This window comes from Streptomyces sp. NPDC001663 (assembly GCF_042893105.1).
GTDB lineage: Bacteria > Actinomycetota > Actinomycetes > Streptomycetales > Streptomycetaceae > Streptomyces.
On the sequence record NZ_JBIAUR010000003.1, the window covers coordinates 638673 to 653683 of the forward strand.

Genomic DNA, 15011 nt, shown 5'->3' on the forward strand with positions numbered 1-15011 from the left:
TCGGCCCCGCATCGGTGGCCGCCTCGGAAAGGATCATCGCAGGGACAAGGGAGTTGAGCGAGACTTGTCTCATGTGCCGGAGCATCAAGACACTTCGCCCGCCCGCGTTGCCCGAAGAGGCGACGGAGGAAGAGATCAGGGCCGCGGCCCTGCAGTTCGTACGGAAGGTGTCCGGTTTCCGGGCGCCCGCCGCACACAACCGGGAGGTCTTCGACCAGGCGGTCGACGCCATCGCCGAGGCCACGGCGGACCTGCTCGACGGTCTCGAGATACGGGGACAGAGGGCGCCCGCCCAGGCCTAACCCGCCTGGAAGGCTGTGAATTCGCGGACCTGCGAATCTGCGGGCTTACGACGCCTTCGCCGGTCGCCGCATCACATACGCCGCCCCGGCCCCCGCCCCGAACAGTGCGACCACCGACACCCCCGTGGCCAGCCACGTCGTGCCGAGCCACTGGCCGCCGTAGTAGCCGAGGGCCACGCTGTACGTCGCCCAGGTCAGCCCCGCGAGGGCGGACCAGGGCAGGAAGTCGCGGGCGCGGCGGTGGGCGGCGCCCGCGCCGAGGGAGACGACCGAGCGGCCGGCCGGGGCGAACCGGGCGAGGATGACCAGGGGGCCGCCGCCCCGGGCGAGGGCCGCGCCGAGACGTTCCTGCGCGCTGGTCAGCCGGCGGGATCGGGCGATCGCGCGGTCCAGGCGTTCACCGCCGCGCCAGGCCAGCCGGTAGGCCACCAGGTCGCCGAGGACGGAGGCGGTGGCCGCGCAGAGGACGAGGGCCAGGATGTCGGGGACCTCGTGCGGCACCTGGCCGGTCGCCGAGCCCGCGGCCGCCGCGGTGGCGGCCGTGATCACCAGTACGCCGCTGGGCAGGACCGGCAGGAACACGTCCAGCAGGACCGACAGCGCCACCATGGCGTAGATCCATGGGCTGCCGGTCAGCGACCCCACACTCTCCAACACCGCATACTCCCCGTGACTCCCCCGTGGTCCGACCGTGCCGCGACGTCGCGAGGGAGCGGCAAGGGCGGCCGTAACAGCCATACAGCGTACGCCCGGGGTGTGACAGGGGATTCATGGGGGGCTCGTGTGATCGGCACAGTACGTTCACTCGCGACCGCCAAGACCGCCAAGACCGCCCCGACCGTTCAGCCGCCCTGCTGCCCGAAACGCGAAGGGCCTTCCCCCACCGGCGGGGGAAGGCCCTGTCGTGCGTCGGATCAGGCGGCGACCGGCGTCTGCTCGGCCACCCGCTTGCTTTCCGCCGTGGAGCGCTTGGCGAACAGCCGGTCCAGGCCGAAGGCGCCGGAGCCGGTGAACACCAGCAGGAGGAACGACCAGCAGAACAGCACGGACAGTTCGCCGCCGTTCTGGATCGGCCAGAGGTTCATCTGCTGGTGCACGTCGAAGTACGCGTACGCCATGGAGCCCGAGGCGATCAGCGCGGCGCCGCGGGTGCCGAGGCCGAGCAGTACCAGGCCGCCCGCGATCAGCTGGATCACGGCCGCGTACCAGCCGGGCCAGGTGCCGGCGTCGATGGTGCCACCCTTGGTGCCCATGGCTCCGCCGAGGACGCCGAAGAGCGAGGCGGCGCCGTGGCAGGCGAAGAGGAGGCCGACGACTATGCGGAACAGGCCGAAGGCGTAGGGCTGAGCGGTATTGAGACGTGCGGACATGGTGGGGGGTGCTCCTTCGGTGCGGTCGGACCGGTCGGGGACTGACCGGCTGTGGGGCGGCGGTACCGAACGAGCAACCCACGTTAGGTGGGCCTAATCGATGCTTACAAGTTCAACATTTGGCCACCGGTTTGCCTCCGTTTCCGGCTCCGTTTGGGCCGCAGCCGCACGTAGGAGGGCTCTCGCGACCGCATCCGCGTCCGAAAGCGTGACCGAATCCACCCCTGGTCGGGCTCCTGCCGCGGTCACCCAGTGCACGCCCTCCGTCGGCACCCCGAACGCGAACCTCCTTGGGTGTGCCCGGCCTTGACGGTCCATCAGACGGTACGGCCGCTCGGTGACGTCCAGTCCGCCGGTCTCGTAGCCGTCGACGGTGTGCGGCCGGCACTGTCCGGTCTTCAGCAGCCGGGCGAGGAGTTCGTCGGCCGTGCGGCGCAGGTCCGGTTCCGGAAGACGGGCCTCTATGAGGGTTGTCACACGGACCTCGGAGCCGGGTATCTCCGGCGAGCGCGCCACCCACGCCCCGTCCTGCTCCCGCACCTCGAGGCCGGGCCCGAGCACGTCCACCACCCCCGCCGTCACCAGCGCGGCCAGCTCCTCGATGCGCCGCCGGGGCGGGCCGATGGACAGGAAGGCGTTGAGCGGGGTGTACCAGCGGTCCAGGTGCTCGCGGCGGGAGGCGCCGGTGAGGCCGCCGTGGTCGACGGTCAGCCTCAGTTCGTTGCGCAGGTCGCGCAGGACGTCCAGGGCCGCCTTGAGCGGGCCGTCCACATTGCCCAGGGCGGCCTGCGCCGCGTCCTCGCGCAGATACGCCAGCAGCCACTCCCGCCACTGCCCGGGATCCGCGAACTCCCGTCCCGTATACGGCCGGGAGATCCGGTCCCAGCTCCAGCGCTCGGCCGCCGGGACGCCGAACTCGTCGAGTACGTCCGCCTCTTGGGGATCCCGGTGCGGCACGGCGAGGAAGCGGTCGGTGAACTCCGGGCGTCGTAGGAGAGCCGTGTAGTAGACCGTCTCCACCTCCTTCGCCACCAACGGCCATATCTCGGCGAGGAAGTCCGGCGCCTCGCCCGAGTCCGCGCGCTTGCGGAAGCCCGCGATCACCTCCGGGGTGAGCACGAGCGGGGTGTGACGGCCGTACGGGCCCTTCGCGTTGTCGCCGCGCGCCTGGTAGGGGATGCCGCGCCGGGAGCCGGCGTACAGACGGGGTTCGCGGCCGGAGGGGAGGTAGCGAAGGCCGCGTCGGCCGTGCACGAACCGTCCGCCGCGGCCGGTCGTCAACAGGGCCGTGTGGTCGAAGAAGTTGAGGCCCAGGCCGCGCAACAGCACCGGTTCGCCGGGGGAGACGGGCGAGAGGTCCACGTCGGCCGGGTTGGCGGGCGGGTAGTGGAGCAGGCCGTGGCTGTCGGCGTAGGCCGCCAGGTGGCGCTGGGTGGCGTCCGCGGCCGTCGGGAGGTGGCCCTGGGCCAGGACGACGGCGGACAGGCCGGGCAGGGTGCGGCCGTCGTCGAGGGTGAGGGTCTGGTGGCCGTCGGGGGTGTCGTCGAGGCGGGCGGCCCGGGCTCGGTGGGTCACGACGTGGACGGCGGGCGGGGCCTCCCGCACCACCTTCGCGAAGACCCACTCCAGGTAGCGGCCGTAGTCGGCGCGGGTGGGGTACTCGTCCGCGCCCAGTTCGCCGGCGGCCCACTCGTGCAGGCTGGGGCCCGGCCGCACGGGACCCGAGCAGTCCACGCTGTCGTCGGTGAACAGGGTTACCTGGCAGGCCACGGTGTTCATCAGCAGCTCGGGGGACTGGGCGGCGCGCCACACGCTGCCGGCGCCGGGCGGTGCGGGGTCGATCACGTGGACGGTCAGCTGTACGCCCGGCGGGAGGAGTTCGGGCACGGAGGCGCAGAGGCGTTCCAGGACGCTGGTGCCGCGCGGTCCTGCGCCGACCACGGCAAGGGAGACGGGCAGCTGTTCCGCGGTCGGTGCAGACAAAAGGGTGACTCCCGGGCGTGTGGGGCGCTTGGCAGCAAACCACCCGCTGGAAGCGGACGGTCCGCCTCATCATGCCGTCGCCGGTCACGGAAGCCAACGCGGGTCCCAGACACCCCGTTTGTCAGGATGCGGTGGTGAGAGCGGACTCCTCCCCCGACTCACGGGGTGGTCAGGACGGACTCCTCCACGGTCTTCAGCGACCCGTCCGCCCGCGCCTGCTCCAGCCGCAGCCGCGCCGAACGCCCCCGCAGGGTCAGCGTCATGAGCTGGTTGCCGAACCAGGGCCCGCCCTTCTTGCGCCACTTGACCGGCGGCGGAGCACACCGCCCGTGCCGGGCGAACCGGCGGCCCAGCGCGCGGGCCGCCGCGCTCCAGCCGAAGCGGAAGCCGAGCCGTATCGACAGCGGGACGGAGTTGTGGACGGGGGAGCAGGTCAGCTGCAGCACCCGGGCGTCCGGGACGTCGGACGGCCACGTCGCCTCGGCCACGTACGCGTGGTGCACGTCTCCCGACAGCACGAGCACCGTCGCCGGCGCTCCCGCCCCCGAACCGACCTCGGCGATCAGTCCGGCCAGCGAGGCGAAGGAGGCCGGGAAGGCGGCCCAGTGCTCGAGGTCCGCCTTGCGCCGCAGGTCCTCCCCGAACCGCGCCCAGCGCGCCCCGCGGTCCCCCCGGCACAGGACCGCGTTCCAGGCCTCGGCGTCGTGCACCAGGTGCGGCAGCAGCCAGGGCAGCGAGGTGCCGACGAGGAGGTGGTCGTAGGAACCGGGCGCGTCGAGTGCCTGTTCGCGCAGCCACTCGGCCTCCCCGGGGTCGAGCATCGAGCGGTTCTGTTCGTCCAGCACGCGGGCCGCCCGGCTGTCCACCATCAGCAGGCGTACGCGGCCGAAGTCGCGCCGGTAGCTCCAGCGCACGGAGGCCGCGTCGGCGTCGGCCTTGCAGGCGAAGGCGCGCAACTCGTCGGTGCCGTCGGGGAGTTCGCGTACGGCGGCGTAGAGCGGGTCGGCGGCGAGCTCGTCCGGCGAGAGGTTGCCGAGGTGCTGGTGCACCCAGTACGACATCAGGCCGCTCAGCAGCCGCTCCCGCCACCACGGGGTGGCGCGCATGTCCTCGAGCCAGGCGGCGGAGGTGTTCCAGTCGTCGATGACGTCGTGGTCGTCGAAGATCATGCAGCTCGGCACCGTGGACAGCAGCCAGCGCACCTCTGGGTCCAGCCACGATTCGTAGTAGAGACGGGTGTACTCCTCGTAGTCCGCGACCTCGTTGCCCGGCGGATCGCTCAGGTCGCGGCGGGCGGCCAGCCAGCGCCGGGTCGCCTCGGAGGTCTCGTCGGCGTACACCTGGTCGCCCAACAGCAGGAGGACGTCGGGGCGTTCGGCCTCCGGGTCGGCCGCGATCCGGGCGGCGAGCGTGTCCAGGGCGTCCGGGCCGACCGGGTCGTGCTCCTCGGCGGCAGGAGTGGCCCAGCGGCAGGAGCCGAAGGTGACGCGGACGTCGTCGCCGTCGGCCCGGGTGCGGATGACGGAGGGCGGGAAGCGGGAGTCGGGCAACGGCCACACGCGGGTGCCGTCGAGATGGACCTCGTACGCCGTCTCGGTCCCCGGAGTCAGACCGGCGAGGGGCACCAGCGCGTAGTGATGGCCGGCCACCTGGAAGGTGCGGGCCTCGGCGCGGGTGCCGTCCGCGCAGCGCACCTCGGCGGTGCTCGGACGGCTCGTCTCGACCCACACGGTCGCGGTCGAGCCGTCGGCGTACCTCAGCAGCGGACCCAGGCGCAGTTCGGCCACGTCATGCCCTCCTCCGTCGCCCCGTACGGTACGGAACGACGGAGGTGAGGGGGGAGGTTCCTTGCGTAACGATCAGCGCAGGGTGATCAGCAGCCGGCGAGGTAGCTGGTGAGCGCGGACTTCTCGGCCGAGTCGACGGAGAGGTCGTAGTAGTACTTAACCTGGACCCAGGCGCGGACGTAGGTGCAGACGTACGCGGACCGGGACGGAACCCAGGTGGAGGGGTCCTGGTCGCCCTTGGACTGGTTCACGTTGTCCGTGACGGCGAGCAGCTGCGGGCGGGTGACGTCGTTGGCGAAGCCCTGGCGCTCGGAGGTGGTCCACGCGCTGGCGCCGGAGTCCCAGGCCTCGGCCAGCGGGACGAGGTGGTCGATGTCGAGGTCGGACGCGGCGGTCCAGGTCGCACCGTCGTACGGGGAGTACCAGCTGCCGCTGGTGGCGGTGCAGGCGGAGTTGGTCACGACGTTCGTACCGTCCCGCTTGAGGATGTACTCACGGGTGTTGCAGGTGCCGCTGATGGTGATCCAGGTGGGGAACAGGTCCCGGTCGTAGCCGGTGCGGCTCTCGGTCGCCACGGTGAGGGAGGCGAGGTAGGTGCGGGCGGTGGCGGCGCTGACCGGGGTGGGGAGAGCGGCGGAGGCGGTCGGACCGTTGAAAAGTCCGACGGAAGCTATGAGTCCGGTAAGAGCCGCGAGTATGCTGAGCCGTCGACGCGCGTAGAACTTCGGCATGCGAACTCCCTTGGGGTGTGGGGGCGTTGGGGTGCGAGCCATGGAATGCTCGCGGCGCCGTGTTGCGCGGAGGTGAGTGTCGGGTAAGAAGTTAGTGACGTGTTCATGACACGACAAGGTTCACGGTCGAACTTTCTCCCGCATCCAGGTCGCGTACGATGGACGGCGCAGAAGGGGAGTAGCTCTTCGCCGGACCGTCGACATACTGCTCAGCTCGTCTGAGCCGGCGCCCGGAGGCGGGTCCCTGTGGACCTCGCCAGCGAGACCTTCGGCAAGCAGTGCACGCCCGTGCGTACGGCACGGGCGCCGAGTGTGCTGCCATGCCGAGGTGTCCGCACACGCAAGTCGCACTCTCGGTGGGGCAGCCCGACCGATTGAGGAACCTTGATCAGCATCACCGTCACGGCACTCGTCTTCGGCGTCGTCTTCCTCGCCGAACTGCCGGACAAGACCGCGCTCGCCGGGCTCGTGCTGGGCACCCGCTACCGCGCCTCGTACGTCTTCGCCGGCGTGGCTGCCGCGTTCGCGCTGCATGTCGCGCTCGCCGTCGCGGCCGGCAGCGTGCTCACACTGCTGCCGCAGCAGATCGTGCACGCGCTGACGGGCGTCCTGTTCCTCGGCGGAGCCGCCGTTCTGCTCCTGAAGAAGGGCGAGGGCGAGGAAGAGATCCGCAAGCCCGAGAACCAGTCCTTCTGGAAGGTCACGGGCGCCGGATTCATGCTCATCCTGGTCGCCGAGTTCGGTGACCTGACCCAGATCATGACGGCGAACCTCGCGGCACGGTACGACGACCCGCTCTCCGTCGGGCTCGGTGCGGTGCTGGCGCTGTGGGCGGTGGCCGGGCTCGGCATCGTCGGCGGGAAGGCGCTGATGAAGCGGGTGCCGCTGGCTCTCATCACGAAGATCGCGGCGCTGCTGATGCTGGCGCTCGGCGTGTGGAGCCTCTGGGAGGCCGTGGCCGGCTGAGCTGAACGGCCGGTGAACTGTTGCCCAAGGCGGTGGCGGATGCGGCCCCTGTTTTGTACCGTAGAGAAACAAAGTGGCTCCCGCCCGTTTTCCCTGACCGGCGGGCGGGGCCGCCTTGTCCCTCCGGGCGCCACCCGTACGCCCACTCTTCGAGCTCTTCCCACGAGCCCTTCGCGCCTTGGAGCTGCCGATGACGGTCACCACCGTGCCCACCGTCCTCACCGCCCGCGCCCTCCTGCTGGACATGGACGGCACCCTCGTGAACTCCGACGCCGTGGTCGAGCGCATCTGGCGGCGCTGGGCCGAGCGGCACGGGCTGGATGCGGGGGAGGTCATGAAGGTGGTGCACGGGCGGCAGGGCTATGCGTCCATGGCGGTGCTGCTGCCCGATCGGCCGATGGAGCAGAACCTGGCCGACAATGCGCGGATGCTGGCCGAGGAGACCGCCGACGTGGACGGCGTCGTCGCCATTCCCGGGGCGCCGGAGTTCCTTGCGTCCTTGCGGGGGTTGCCGCACGCGCTCGTGACCTCGGCGGATGTTGCTCTGTCCGCGGCGCGGATGGCGGCCGCCGGGTTGGAACTGCCCGAGGTGCGCATCACCGCGGAGAGCGTCGGCGCGAGCAAGCCGGATCCCGAAGGGTTTCTGAAGGGCGCGGCGGAACTGGGTGTCGACCCCAAGGACTGCATCGTGTTCGAGGACTCCGCGGCCGGGATCCAGGCGGGGCGGGCTGCTGGGATGCGGGTTGTCGGGGTCGGGGCACGGGCCGACTTCCATGACCCGGACGTGGTGGTGCGGGACCTGACGCGGGTGCGGGTGGAGGCTGCCCCGGACGGGCAGATCCGGCTCTCCGTACGGTAAGCGAGATCGGCCCGTCCGGGGGCGGCAGCCCCCGGCACGTCACGGCTCGGTTGTTTCCGACTCCAGGCGCGACCGTGTCTCCAGGCCGTACACCCCCAGCTCGTCGTCCGTGATCCCCCGCGCCCACTGGTAACGGCTGACCGCGTCCTCCACGCCCTCGTTGTAGTGACCGCTCGCCTTGCGCGTGTACAGGCCGAGTTGGGTCAGGCGCAGTTCGAGTTCGGTGACCTCCGGGCCGTTCGAGCCGCGGCTCAGGACGGGCGGTGCGGTCTGGCGGCCGTTGTCGGAACCCGACGAGATCGTGCCCGTCGCCGTGGCCGTCGGCGGGGTCCCTGTCGGCTCGGCCGAGCGGGACGGGCTCGGCGAGGCGCTCGAGAGCGACGGGGACGGCGAGAGCGACGGGCTCGCGCTGACCACCGGCGCCGGCGGTGCGGGCCGTACGGACGTGGTGCGGGCGGACGGCGACTCGGACGCCTCGCTCGGCGACGCGTCCGGCACGCTCGCCCGTACGTCGTCGGGCAGCGCCGTGTCCCGCGTCGGCTTCTCGTAGGAGAACAGTCCGCTCGCCAGCCCGGCCGCCGCCATCACCGCGGCGAAGGCCCCGCCGACGCCGAGCAGCACGGTGCGGCGTCTGCGGCGCGACCTGTACGCCGCGTCGTCCTCGGCGTCTTCGGCGACCTCGTCGTACACGCCCTCGAACAGTCTCAGGTCGTCGCTGCTCGGCACCTCGGCGCTCACGGGCCGTAGCGGCATCGTCACCTCGACCGCAGGCGCCGCAGGCGGTACCGGATGCCCGGTCCCATCGGCCTCCAGCTCGACGTACGGCCGTATCCGCAGCGGATCGAAGTCCTCCGCCGCCGCCTGCTCGGCCGTGCGGGCGTCGCGCAGGGCGTCGGACGCCCGCTGTGTGCAGCTGCAGGACGGGGTGTTGTCCGCCCCTCTGGGCGTTCCACACTCCGGGCAAAGGTGACCTTTCGGGTCTGTCACGCGTTCGTCCCTCCCTTCACGCTCCCCTCGCGAACTCCAGACTTTATCCAGATCATCTCCGCCCCGTGGCCGGTGACCCCCGGAATATCGGCTTCCAACAGGACTCAACAGGCCATAACCGGTCACACCGATCACCATGGACTCACCACGAACGTGTAACCAGAGCCGCTGGAGGTCTTCATGGCCGAGGATGCGCACGGTATGACGGGGAATGTGCGAGACGCGCAGTCGCCCGCGAGGCCCCCGCAGCAGGGCGGCGCCGCCGACGAGCACGTGTCCGGGAACGTCCTCGTCTCGATCGGCGCCCTGCTCCTCGGGCTGCTGCTCGCCGCCCTCGACCAGACCATCGTGTCGACCGCGCTGCCCACCATCGTCAGCGACCTCGGCGGTCTGGAGCACCTGTCCTGGGTGGTCACCGCGTATCTGCTGGCCTCGACCGCCGCGACCCCGCTGTGGGGCAAACTCGGCGACCAGTACGGGCGCAAGCGGCTGTTCCAGATCGCGATCGTGATTTTCCTCATCGGCTCCGCGCTCTGCGGAATGGCGCAGAACATGCCCCAGTTGATCGCCTTCCGGGCCGTCCAGGGCCTGGGCGGCGGCGGGTTGATCGTGCTGTCGATGGCGATCGTCGGGGACGTCGTCTCGCCGCGTGAACGCGGGCGCTATCAGGGGCTGTTCGGGGCCGTCTTCGGTGCGACGAGCGTCCTGGGACCTCTCCTCGGCGGGCTGTTCACCCAACACCTCAGCTGGCGCTGGGTCTTCTACATCAACCTGCCCGTCGGCGTCGTCGCGCTCGCCGTGATCGCCACCGCCCTGCACATCCCGCGCAAGACCGCCCACCATGTCATCGACTACCTCGGCACGTTCCTCATCGCCTCGGTCGCCACCTGTCTGATCCTGGTCGCCTCCCTCGGCGGCACGACCTGGGGCTGGGGCTCCACACAGATCGTCGGGCTGATCGTCCTCGGCGTCGGACTGACCGTCGCGTTCGTCGCCGTGGAACGCAGGGCCGCCGAACCCGTCCTGCCGCTCAAGCTGTTCCGCATCCGCACCTTCACCCTCTCCGCGGTCATCAGCTTCATCGTCGGCTTCGCCATGTTCGGCGCGATGACCTATCTGCCGACCTTCCTCCAGGTCGTCCAGGGCGTGACGCCCACAATGTCCGGCGTGCACATGCTGCCGATGGTGTTCGGCATGCTGCTGTCGTCCACCGGGTCCGGGCAGATCGTCAGCCGCACCGGCCGCTGGAAGGTCTTCCCGATCGCGGGCACCGGCGTCACCGCCCTCGGGCTGCTCTTCCTCCACCAGCTCGACGAGAACAGCTCCACCGTCGAGATGAGCACCTACTTCTTCGTCTTCGGCCTCGGACTCGGCCTGGTCATGCAGGTGCTGGTGCTCATCGTGCAGAACGCGGTCGCCTACGAGGACCTCGGCGTCGCCACCTCCGGCGCGACCTTCTTCCGCTCCATCGGCGCCTCGTTCGGCGTCGCGATCTTCGGCACGGTCTTCGCGAGCCGCCTCGGCGACAAACTGACCGACGCCTTCCGCGGCGCCCGGCTCCCCGCCGGCCTCTCGGCGGACTCGCTCAAGGCCGACCCGCGCGGCATCGGCTCCCTGCCGCCCGCCCTGCGCACGCCGGCGCTGCACGCGTACTCGGCGTCCATCACCGACGTCTTCCTCTACGCCGCCCCCGTCGCCCTCGTCGGCTTCGTACTGGCCTGGTTCCTCAAGGAGGACAAGCTGCGCGGCTCGGTCACCGCGCCCGACGTCACGGAGACGCTCGCCAGCAATCCGGTCCAGAGGTCCTCGTACGACGAGGTGTGCCGCGCGCTGTCCGTGCTCGGCACCCGGGAGGGCCGGCGCGAGATCTACCGGACGATCACCGAGCGGGCGGGCTACGACCTGCTGCCCTCGGCGAGCTGGCTGCTGCTGCGCATCAAGAAGTACGGCTCCGCCGAACCCGGCGTGCTCGCCGAGCGCAGCTCCGTGCCGCTGACCGTCGTCATGGAGGCCGCCCGCCAGGTCGAGGAACGCCACCTCGCCACCCGCGAGGGCCTCGACCTCACACTGACCGACTCCGGACGCGAGGTCGCCGAGCGGCTCGCGATGGCCCGCGAGGAGTCCCTCGCCGACCTGCTCGGCGACTGGTGGGGTCCGGACCGCCCGACCGACCTGGCCCAACTGGTCCATGAACTCAACGACGAACTGTGCGGCTCGGACCGCGAGCAGCCCCACAACGGGGCGTCTCTTACGGGGCGTTCGCCCACGGGGACGCCTTAGCCGGGGCTCCGCGGCTCCGGCGCGATCGTCCAGGTCGTCCGCTCATGCTGCGGAGACGGTGTGCGGGGCGCGCAACCGGATGTGGGTGACCTCCGGCGAGTCCAGCACCTGCGTCTTGTGCCACTCGATGTGCTGGTCGCCGAGGTCGTCGAACAGCCGCCGGCCGCCGCACGCGAGGACCGGCACGACGTGCAGCAGCAGCTCGTCCAGCAGACCCTTGCGGATGAACTGCTGCACCAGATCCGCCCCGCCCGCCAGCGACACGTCCTTGTCACCGGCCGCCTCCCGGGCCAGCTCCAGTGCCCGCTCGGGCCCCTCGGTGACGAAGTGGAACGTGGTGCCGCCCTCCTTCACCAGGGACTCGCGCGGATGGTGGGTGACGACGAACACCGGTGCGTGGAAGGGCGGGTTGTCGCCCCAGGGGATCTCGCCGGTGATGTACATGCCGTGGCCCATCACCACCGCGCCGGGCCGTGCGGCGTGCTCGGCGACCAGCTCGTCGTCCGGGCCGGTCGACCCGCCCTTCATCCCCTGCATCTCCCGGAACGTCCGCAGCCCGTAGACCCATGAGTGCAGCCGCTCACCGCCGATGCCCAGCGGATGCTCGCGCCCGGACTCCGGGCCCGCGATGTATCCGTCCAGCGACATGGCCAGCCGTGCGATGACCTCACCCATGACAACCTCCTCGATCGCTTGAGAGCTTCTTCACCCCTGCGTCGATCGGGCCCGCCGCCGAATCGACACACCGGTTGCGCGAATTCCGGAGACTGGTCGTCATGAACCGCACCGACCGCCTCTACGCCCTGGTGGAGGAGCTCCGCGCCGCCGCGCCGAGCCCGCGCAGCGCCCGTACCCTCGCCCGGCGCTTCGAGGTCAGCGTCCGCACCATCGAGCGCGACCTGGCGGCGTTGCAGCAGTCCGGCGTCCCGGTGTACGCCGAGCCGGGCCGCACCGGCGGCTACGTCCTCGACCGGCGGCGCACGCTGCCCCCGCTGACCATCACCCCGGCCGAGGCGACCGCCCTCGCGGTGGGGCTGCACGCGCTCGCGGGCACGCCGTTCGCGGCGGACGCCCGCAGCGCCCTGCACAAGGTGCTCGCGGTGATGCCGGAGCGGGAGCGGGCGGCGGCCGCCGAGATGACCGGCCGGGTGCAGCTGCTCGTACCGGCGGCCGCCCCCACGCGGTCCGCCGAACCCGTCGTACCGGAGCCGCTGCGCGAGGCGCTGACCGCCGGGCGGGTGCTGCGGCTCGAGTACGCGGACGCCGAGGGCACCATCACCGCGCGGGACGTCGAGCCGCTGGCCTTCCTCGGCGGGGCGGAGCACTGGTACCTGGCCGCCTGGTGCCGGCTGCGCGAGGCGCCGCGCGGCTTCCGGCTGGACCGGATACGCGCGGTCGAGGCCCTCGCCGAGAGCCCTCCGCGGCGTCCCGTCGACCTGAGCGCGCTGGACACCCTGGGCTCGGACCTGGTGCCGCTGGCCGAGTTCGGGATGTGACGGCAATCACCGACAGGGGGTTGTCGCACAAGCCGCCGAGTCTGGTGCCCGACCTCGACGGACGCACCACGAAAGGCGACAGACATGTCCCAGGCCACCACCGTCTCTCTCACCCCCGCGACCGGCATCGCCCTCTTCGACCGCTGGACGGCCCTGTGGAACGGCGACTTCGCCGACCCCGACAGCTTCCTCGCCCCCGACTTCCGCATCCGTTTCGGCAACGACCCCGAGCAGGCGGGAACCGACTCCCTCCACGGCCCGCAGGGCATCGTCGACTTCATCGCCCGCCACCGCGAGGCCATCCCCGGACTCGTGTACGCCGTCGACGGCACCCCGCTGGTCGACCCGGCGCTCGGCCAGGTCGCCTCCTGCTGGTACGTGACGCGCGAGGACGGCACGCAGAAGAGCGGCATCGACCTGTTCGAGGTGGTCCAGGGGCGCATCGCGACCGTGTGGTCGGTGACCGGCCTGCGCCGCTTCGCGCCCTGAGCGCACCGAAGGACGGTCACAGGACGACAGTTGACCGTTTGAGGGGTGCCGTCCGGGCAACCCGGTCGGGGAACCGGCCCGTTGGGCCGACCCACCGGAAGGCACCCATGTCCACAGGCATGATCATTGCTCTGATCGTGATCGTGGCGGCCGTGGTCGTTGTCGCGGCCGCCCTGATCCTGCGCGCCCGGGGTCCGCACGGCGGCCGGGACCTGAAGCGGCGCTTCGGTCCCGAGTACGACCGGACGCTGGCCCGGCACGACGGGGACGCCAAGGCCGCCGAGCGCGAGCTCACCGAGCGGGTGGAACGGCACGGATCGCTGCGCGAACAGCCGCTGGAGCCCGGCCGGCGCGAGCAGTTCGAGGCGCGCTGGACGGCCGCGCAGGAGCGGTTCGTCGACGCGCCGCGGGAGGCGGTCGCCGAGGCGGACCGGCTGCTCGCGGAGGTCGCCGCCGACCGCGGCTTCCCCGACGGCGGCCAGTACGAGGAGCAGCTCGCCGCGCTCTCCGTCCATCACGCCGACCACGTCCACGGCTACCGGCATGTGCACCGGGTCGCCCGCGTGGGCGCGGGCGGGCAGGACGGCGACCGGGCCGACACCGAGGAGATGCGCGAGGCGCTGGTCGAGGCCCGGGCCCTCTTCGAGGACCTGATGAGCCCGACCCGCGAGGACTCCACTAAGCCCACCAAGCCCGAGCAGCACACCCGCACCAACGGCCGCACGCGCCTGCCGTGGGCCGTCAACCGGCACCAGGCGAAGGGGAGTTGAGCGACATGGCGGACGCGAAGGCCAACCCCGGCGTCGGCGCCGACGGTGCCGAGACCGACGACAGGACCAAGCAGCACACGGTGGCGCCCACCGCGCCGCAGGCGACCGAGAGCGAGCCTGCGGGCTTGAAGGGCGCGTCGCCGACCCCGCCGAAGGCGACCGGGGCGGCGGACCGCGAGGGCGCGGAGCCCGGCCCCGGCAGCACCTCCGGCCGCGACGCCACCGGCCACCGCACCGGCACCACCACCCCCACTGCCCGCCTGCTTCCTAACGACGAGTGCGACAAGCTCGAACTCCGCCTCCGCCAGGCCGTCTCCGAGTTCGTCGACGGGCCCCGGGAAGCCGTCGAGGAGGCCGACCACGTGGTCGAGGAGATCGCCGGGCGGTTCACCGAGGCCCTGACCCGGCGCCGCCGTACCCTGCGCATGTCCTGGCAGGAGGGCGAGCGGTCCGGGGCGCAGGCCACGCACGCCGACACCGAGCAGCTGCGGCTGGCCCTGCGGGACTACCGCGCGCTGGCCGAGCGCCTACTGCACAGCTGACCCCGACCCACCGGCCGCCGTCCGGCGCTCCCGCCACTCCCGTACGACCTCCTCGACGTCGTACGGCTTCATCCCGAGCGGGGGACCGGGCGGCGGCTTGAACATCATGTCGCGGATCTTGACGTTGACGTCCGTGATGATCTTCCGGGCGAGCCGCTCCGAGGGCGCCGCGTACGCCGCCGCGAGCGCGTCCTCCGCCTCCTTGCGCAGCGCGAGCGTCGGCGGCAGCACCGAGAGGCCCTCGCGGGCCATCTTCTGCTTGATCCACCACAGTTCGTCGTACGACGTGTCGGTACCGGCGGGCAACGGCCTGCCCGCGCCCGGCAGTTGGGCGAACTCGCCGCGGCGCTCGGCGTCACGGATCTGTTTGTCGACCCAGGACTCGAACGGCACACCCGGTGGCTTTCGCTCGGTCATGAGTCCATTGTGCCGGACGCGACCTGGCCGGG

The 15011-nt window shown here is 71.6% G+C and carries 16 protein-coding genes; 8 read left to right on the plus strand and 8 right to left on the minus strand.

From position 1 onward, the window contains the following. The first annotated feature begins 71 nt into the window (after positions 1-71). On the plus strand, positions 72-302 hold the full coding sequence (locus ACFY1L_RS13460; protein ID WP_388822694.1) for a DUF2277 domain-containing protein: 231 nt from the start codon (positions 72-74) through the stop codon (positions 300-302). Positions 303-347: 45 nt separating this feature from the next. Here ACFY1L_RS13460 and ACFY1L_RS13465 read toward each other — a convergent pair whose 3' ends face one another. The 5 genes from ACFY1L_RS13465 to ACFY1L_RS13485 form a co-directional block, all read right to left on the minus strand. Beyond that, positions 348-959, minus strand: coding sequence for a DedA family protein (locus tag ACFY1L_RS13465; RefSeq protein WP_388822696.1), 612 nt, complete (start codon positions 957-959; stop codon positions 348-350). A gap of 257 nt (positions 960-1216) precedes the next feature. Continuing rightward, positions 1217-1672: a DoxX family protein gene (locus ACFY1L_RS13470; protein WP_388822698.1), complete on the minus strand. Its 456-nt coding sequence runs from the start codon at positions 1670-1672 to the stop codon at positions 1217-1219. 93 nt (positions 1673-1765) lie between these two features. Continuing rightward, positions 1766-3655: an FAD/NAD(P)-binding protein gene (locus tag ACFY1L_RS13475; protein WP_388822700.1), complete on the minus strand. Its 1890-nt coding sequence runs from the start codon at positions 3653-3655 to the stop codon at positions 1766-1768. Between the two features lie 158 nt (positions 3656-3813). Continuing rightward, positions 3814-5442 carry an alkaline phosphatase D family protein gene (locus ACFY1L_RS13480; RefSeq protein ID WP_388822702.1) on the minus strand — a complete coding sequence of 543 codons (1629 nt, stop codon included), beginning with the start codon at positions 5440-5442 and terminating at the stop codon, positions 3814-3816. Positions 5443-5528: 86 nt separating this feature from the next. Next, positions 5529-6173, minus strand: a complete 645-nt coding sequence (locus ACFY1L_RS13485; RefSeq protein ID WP_388822703.1) for an HNH endonuclease family protein — start codon at positions 6171-6173, stop codon at positions 5529-5531. A gap of 384 nt (positions 6174-6557) precedes the next feature. On the opposite strand from ACFY1L_RS13485, the gene ACFY1L_RS13490 reads away from it, so the two are divergent. Together ACFY1L_RS13490 and ACFY1L_RS13495 are read left to right on the plus strand one after the other, a co-directional pair. Next, the gene (locus ACFY1L_RS13490; RefSeq protein ID WP_388822705.1) at positions 6558-7139 is read left to right on the plus strand and encodes a TMEM165/GDT1 family protein; all 582 of its coding nucleotides are present in this window, start codon (positions 6558-6560) and stop codon (positions 7137-7139) included. Positions 7140-7329: 190 nt separating this feature from the next. Further along, the gene (locus ACFY1L_RS13495) at positions 7330-7998 is read left to right on the plus strand and encodes an HAD-IA family hydrolase (RefSeq protein WP_388822707.1); all 669 of its coding nucleotides are present in this window, start codon (positions 7330-7332) and stop codon (positions 7996-7998) included. 39 nt (positions 7999-8037) lie between these two features. Here ACFY1L_RS13495 and ACFY1L_RS13500 read toward each other — a convergent pair whose 3' ends face one another. Next, a complete protein-coding gene (locus ACFY1L_RS13500; protein ID WP_388822709.1) occupies positions 8038-8985 on the minus strand; it encodes a peptidoglycan-binding domain-containing protein in 948 nt (315 codons plus the stop codon). A 180-nt stretch (positions 8986-9165) separates the two neighbouring features. On the opposite strand from ACFY1L_RS13500, the gene ACFY1L_RS13505 reads away from it, so the two are divergent. Next, the gene (locus ACFY1L_RS13505; RefSeq protein WP_388822711.1) at positions 9166-11265 is read left to right on the plus strand and encodes a DHA2 family efflux MFS transporter permease subunit; all 2100 of its coding nucleotides are present in this window, start codon (positions 9166-9168) and stop codon (positions 11263-11265) included. A 42-nt stretch (positions 11266-11307) separates the two neighbouring features. Here the strand turns inward: ACFY1L_RS13505 and ACFY1L_RS13510 are convergent, their stop codons facing one another. Next, on the minus strand, positions 11308-11940 hold the full coding sequence (locus ACFY1L_RS13510; protein WP_388822713.1) for a dihydrofolate reductase family protein: 633 nt from the start codon (positions 11938-11940) through the stop codon (positions 11308-11310). Between the two features lie 101 nt (positions 11941-12041). Here ACFY1L_RS13510 and ACFY1L_RS13515 point away from each other — a divergent pair, with 101 nt between their 5' ends. The 4 genes from ACFY1L_RS13515 (at position 12042) to ACFY1L_RS13530 (ending at position 14562) form a co-directional block, all read left to right on the plus strand. Next, positions 12042-12761 (plus strand): helix-turn-helix transcriptional regulator, encoded by a 720-nt coding sequence (locus tag ACFY1L_RS13515; protein ID WP_388822715.1) that lies wholly within the window; start codon positions 12042-12044, stop codon positions 12759-12761. Positions 12762-12845: 84 nt separating this feature from the next. Next, positions 12846-13250, plus strand: coding sequence for a nuclear transport factor 2 family protein (locus ACFY1L_RS13520; RefSeq protein WP_388822717.1), 405 nt, complete (start codon positions 12846-12848; stop codon positions 13248-13250). 107 nt (positions 13251-13357) lie between these two features. Beyond that, positions 13358-14020: a hypothetical protein gene (locus tag ACFY1L_RS13525; RefSeq protein WP_388822719.1), complete on the plus strand. Its 663-nt coding sequence runs from the start codon at positions 13358-13360 to the stop codon at positions 14018-14020. Positions 14021-14025: 5 nt separating this feature from the next. Then, positions 14026-14562, plus strand: a complete 537-nt coding sequence (locus ACFY1L_RS13530) for a hypothetical protein (protein WP_388822721.1) — start codon at positions 14026-14028, stop codon at positions 14560-14562. Here the strand turns inward: ACFY1L_RS13530 and ACFY1L_RS13535 are convergent. Further along, positions 14548-14979: a DUF1992 domain-containing protein gene (locus ACFY1L_RS13535; protein ID WP_388822723.1), complete on the minus strand. Its 432-nt coding sequence runs from the start codon at positions 14977-14979 to the stop codon at positions 14548-14550. The genes ACFY1L_RS13530 and ACFY1L_RS13535 overlap by 15 nt on opposite strands. Positions 14980-15011 lie beyond the last annotated feature (32 nt).

What these genes read in the sequence shown, in the direction of transcription:
- ACFY1L_RS13460 (WP_388822694.1), top strand. Translation starts at nt 72, where the DNA reads ATGTGCCGGAGCATCAAGACACTTCGCCCGCCCGCGTTGCCCGAAGAG.
- ACFY1L_RS13470 (WP_388822698.1), bottom strand. Translation starts at nt 1,672, where the DNA reads ATGTCCGCACGTCTCAATACCGCTCAGCCCTACGCCTTCGGCCTGTTC.
- ACFY1L_RS13485 (WP_388822703.1), bottom strand. Translation starts at nt 6,173, where the DNA reads ATGCCGAAGTTCTACGCGCGTCGACGGCTCAGCATACTCGCGGCTCTT.
- ACFY1L_RS13495 (WP_388822707.1), top strand. Translation starts at nt 7,330, where the DNA reads ATGACGGTCACCACCGTGCCCACCGTCCTCACCGCCCGCGCCCTCCTG.
- ACFY1L_RS13505 (WP_388822711.1), top strand. Translation starts at nt 9,166, where the DNA reads ATGGCCGAGGATGCGCACGGTATGACGGGGAATGTGCGAGACGCGCAG.
- ACFY1L_RS13510 (WP_388822713.1), bottom strand. Translation starts at nt 11,940, where the DNA reads ATGGGTGAGGTCATCGCACGGCTGGCCATGTCGCTGGACGGATACATC.
- ACFY1L_RS13515 (WP_388822715.1), top strand. Translation starts at nt 12,042, where the DNA reads ATGAACCGCACCGACCGCCTCTACGCCCTGGTGGAGGAGCTCCGCGCC.
- ACFY1L_RS13520 (WP_388822717.1), top strand. Translation starts at nt 12,846, where the DNA reads ATGTCCCAGGCCACCACCGTCTCTCTCACCCCCGCGACCGGCATCGCC.
- ACFY1L_RS13525 (WP_388822719.1), top strand. Translation starts at nt 13,358, where the DNA reads ATGTCCACAGGCATGATCATTGCTCTGATCGTGATCGTGGCGGCCGTG.
- ACFY1L_RS13530 (WP_388822721.1), top strand. Translation starts at nt 14,026, where the DNA reads ATGGCGGACGCGAAGGCCAACCCCGGCGTCGGCGCCGACGGTGCCGAG.
- ACFY1L_RS13535 (WP_388822723.1), bottom strand. Translation starts at nt 14,979, where the DNA reads ATGACCGAGCGAAAGCCACCGGGTGTGCCGTTCGAGTCCTGGGTCGAC.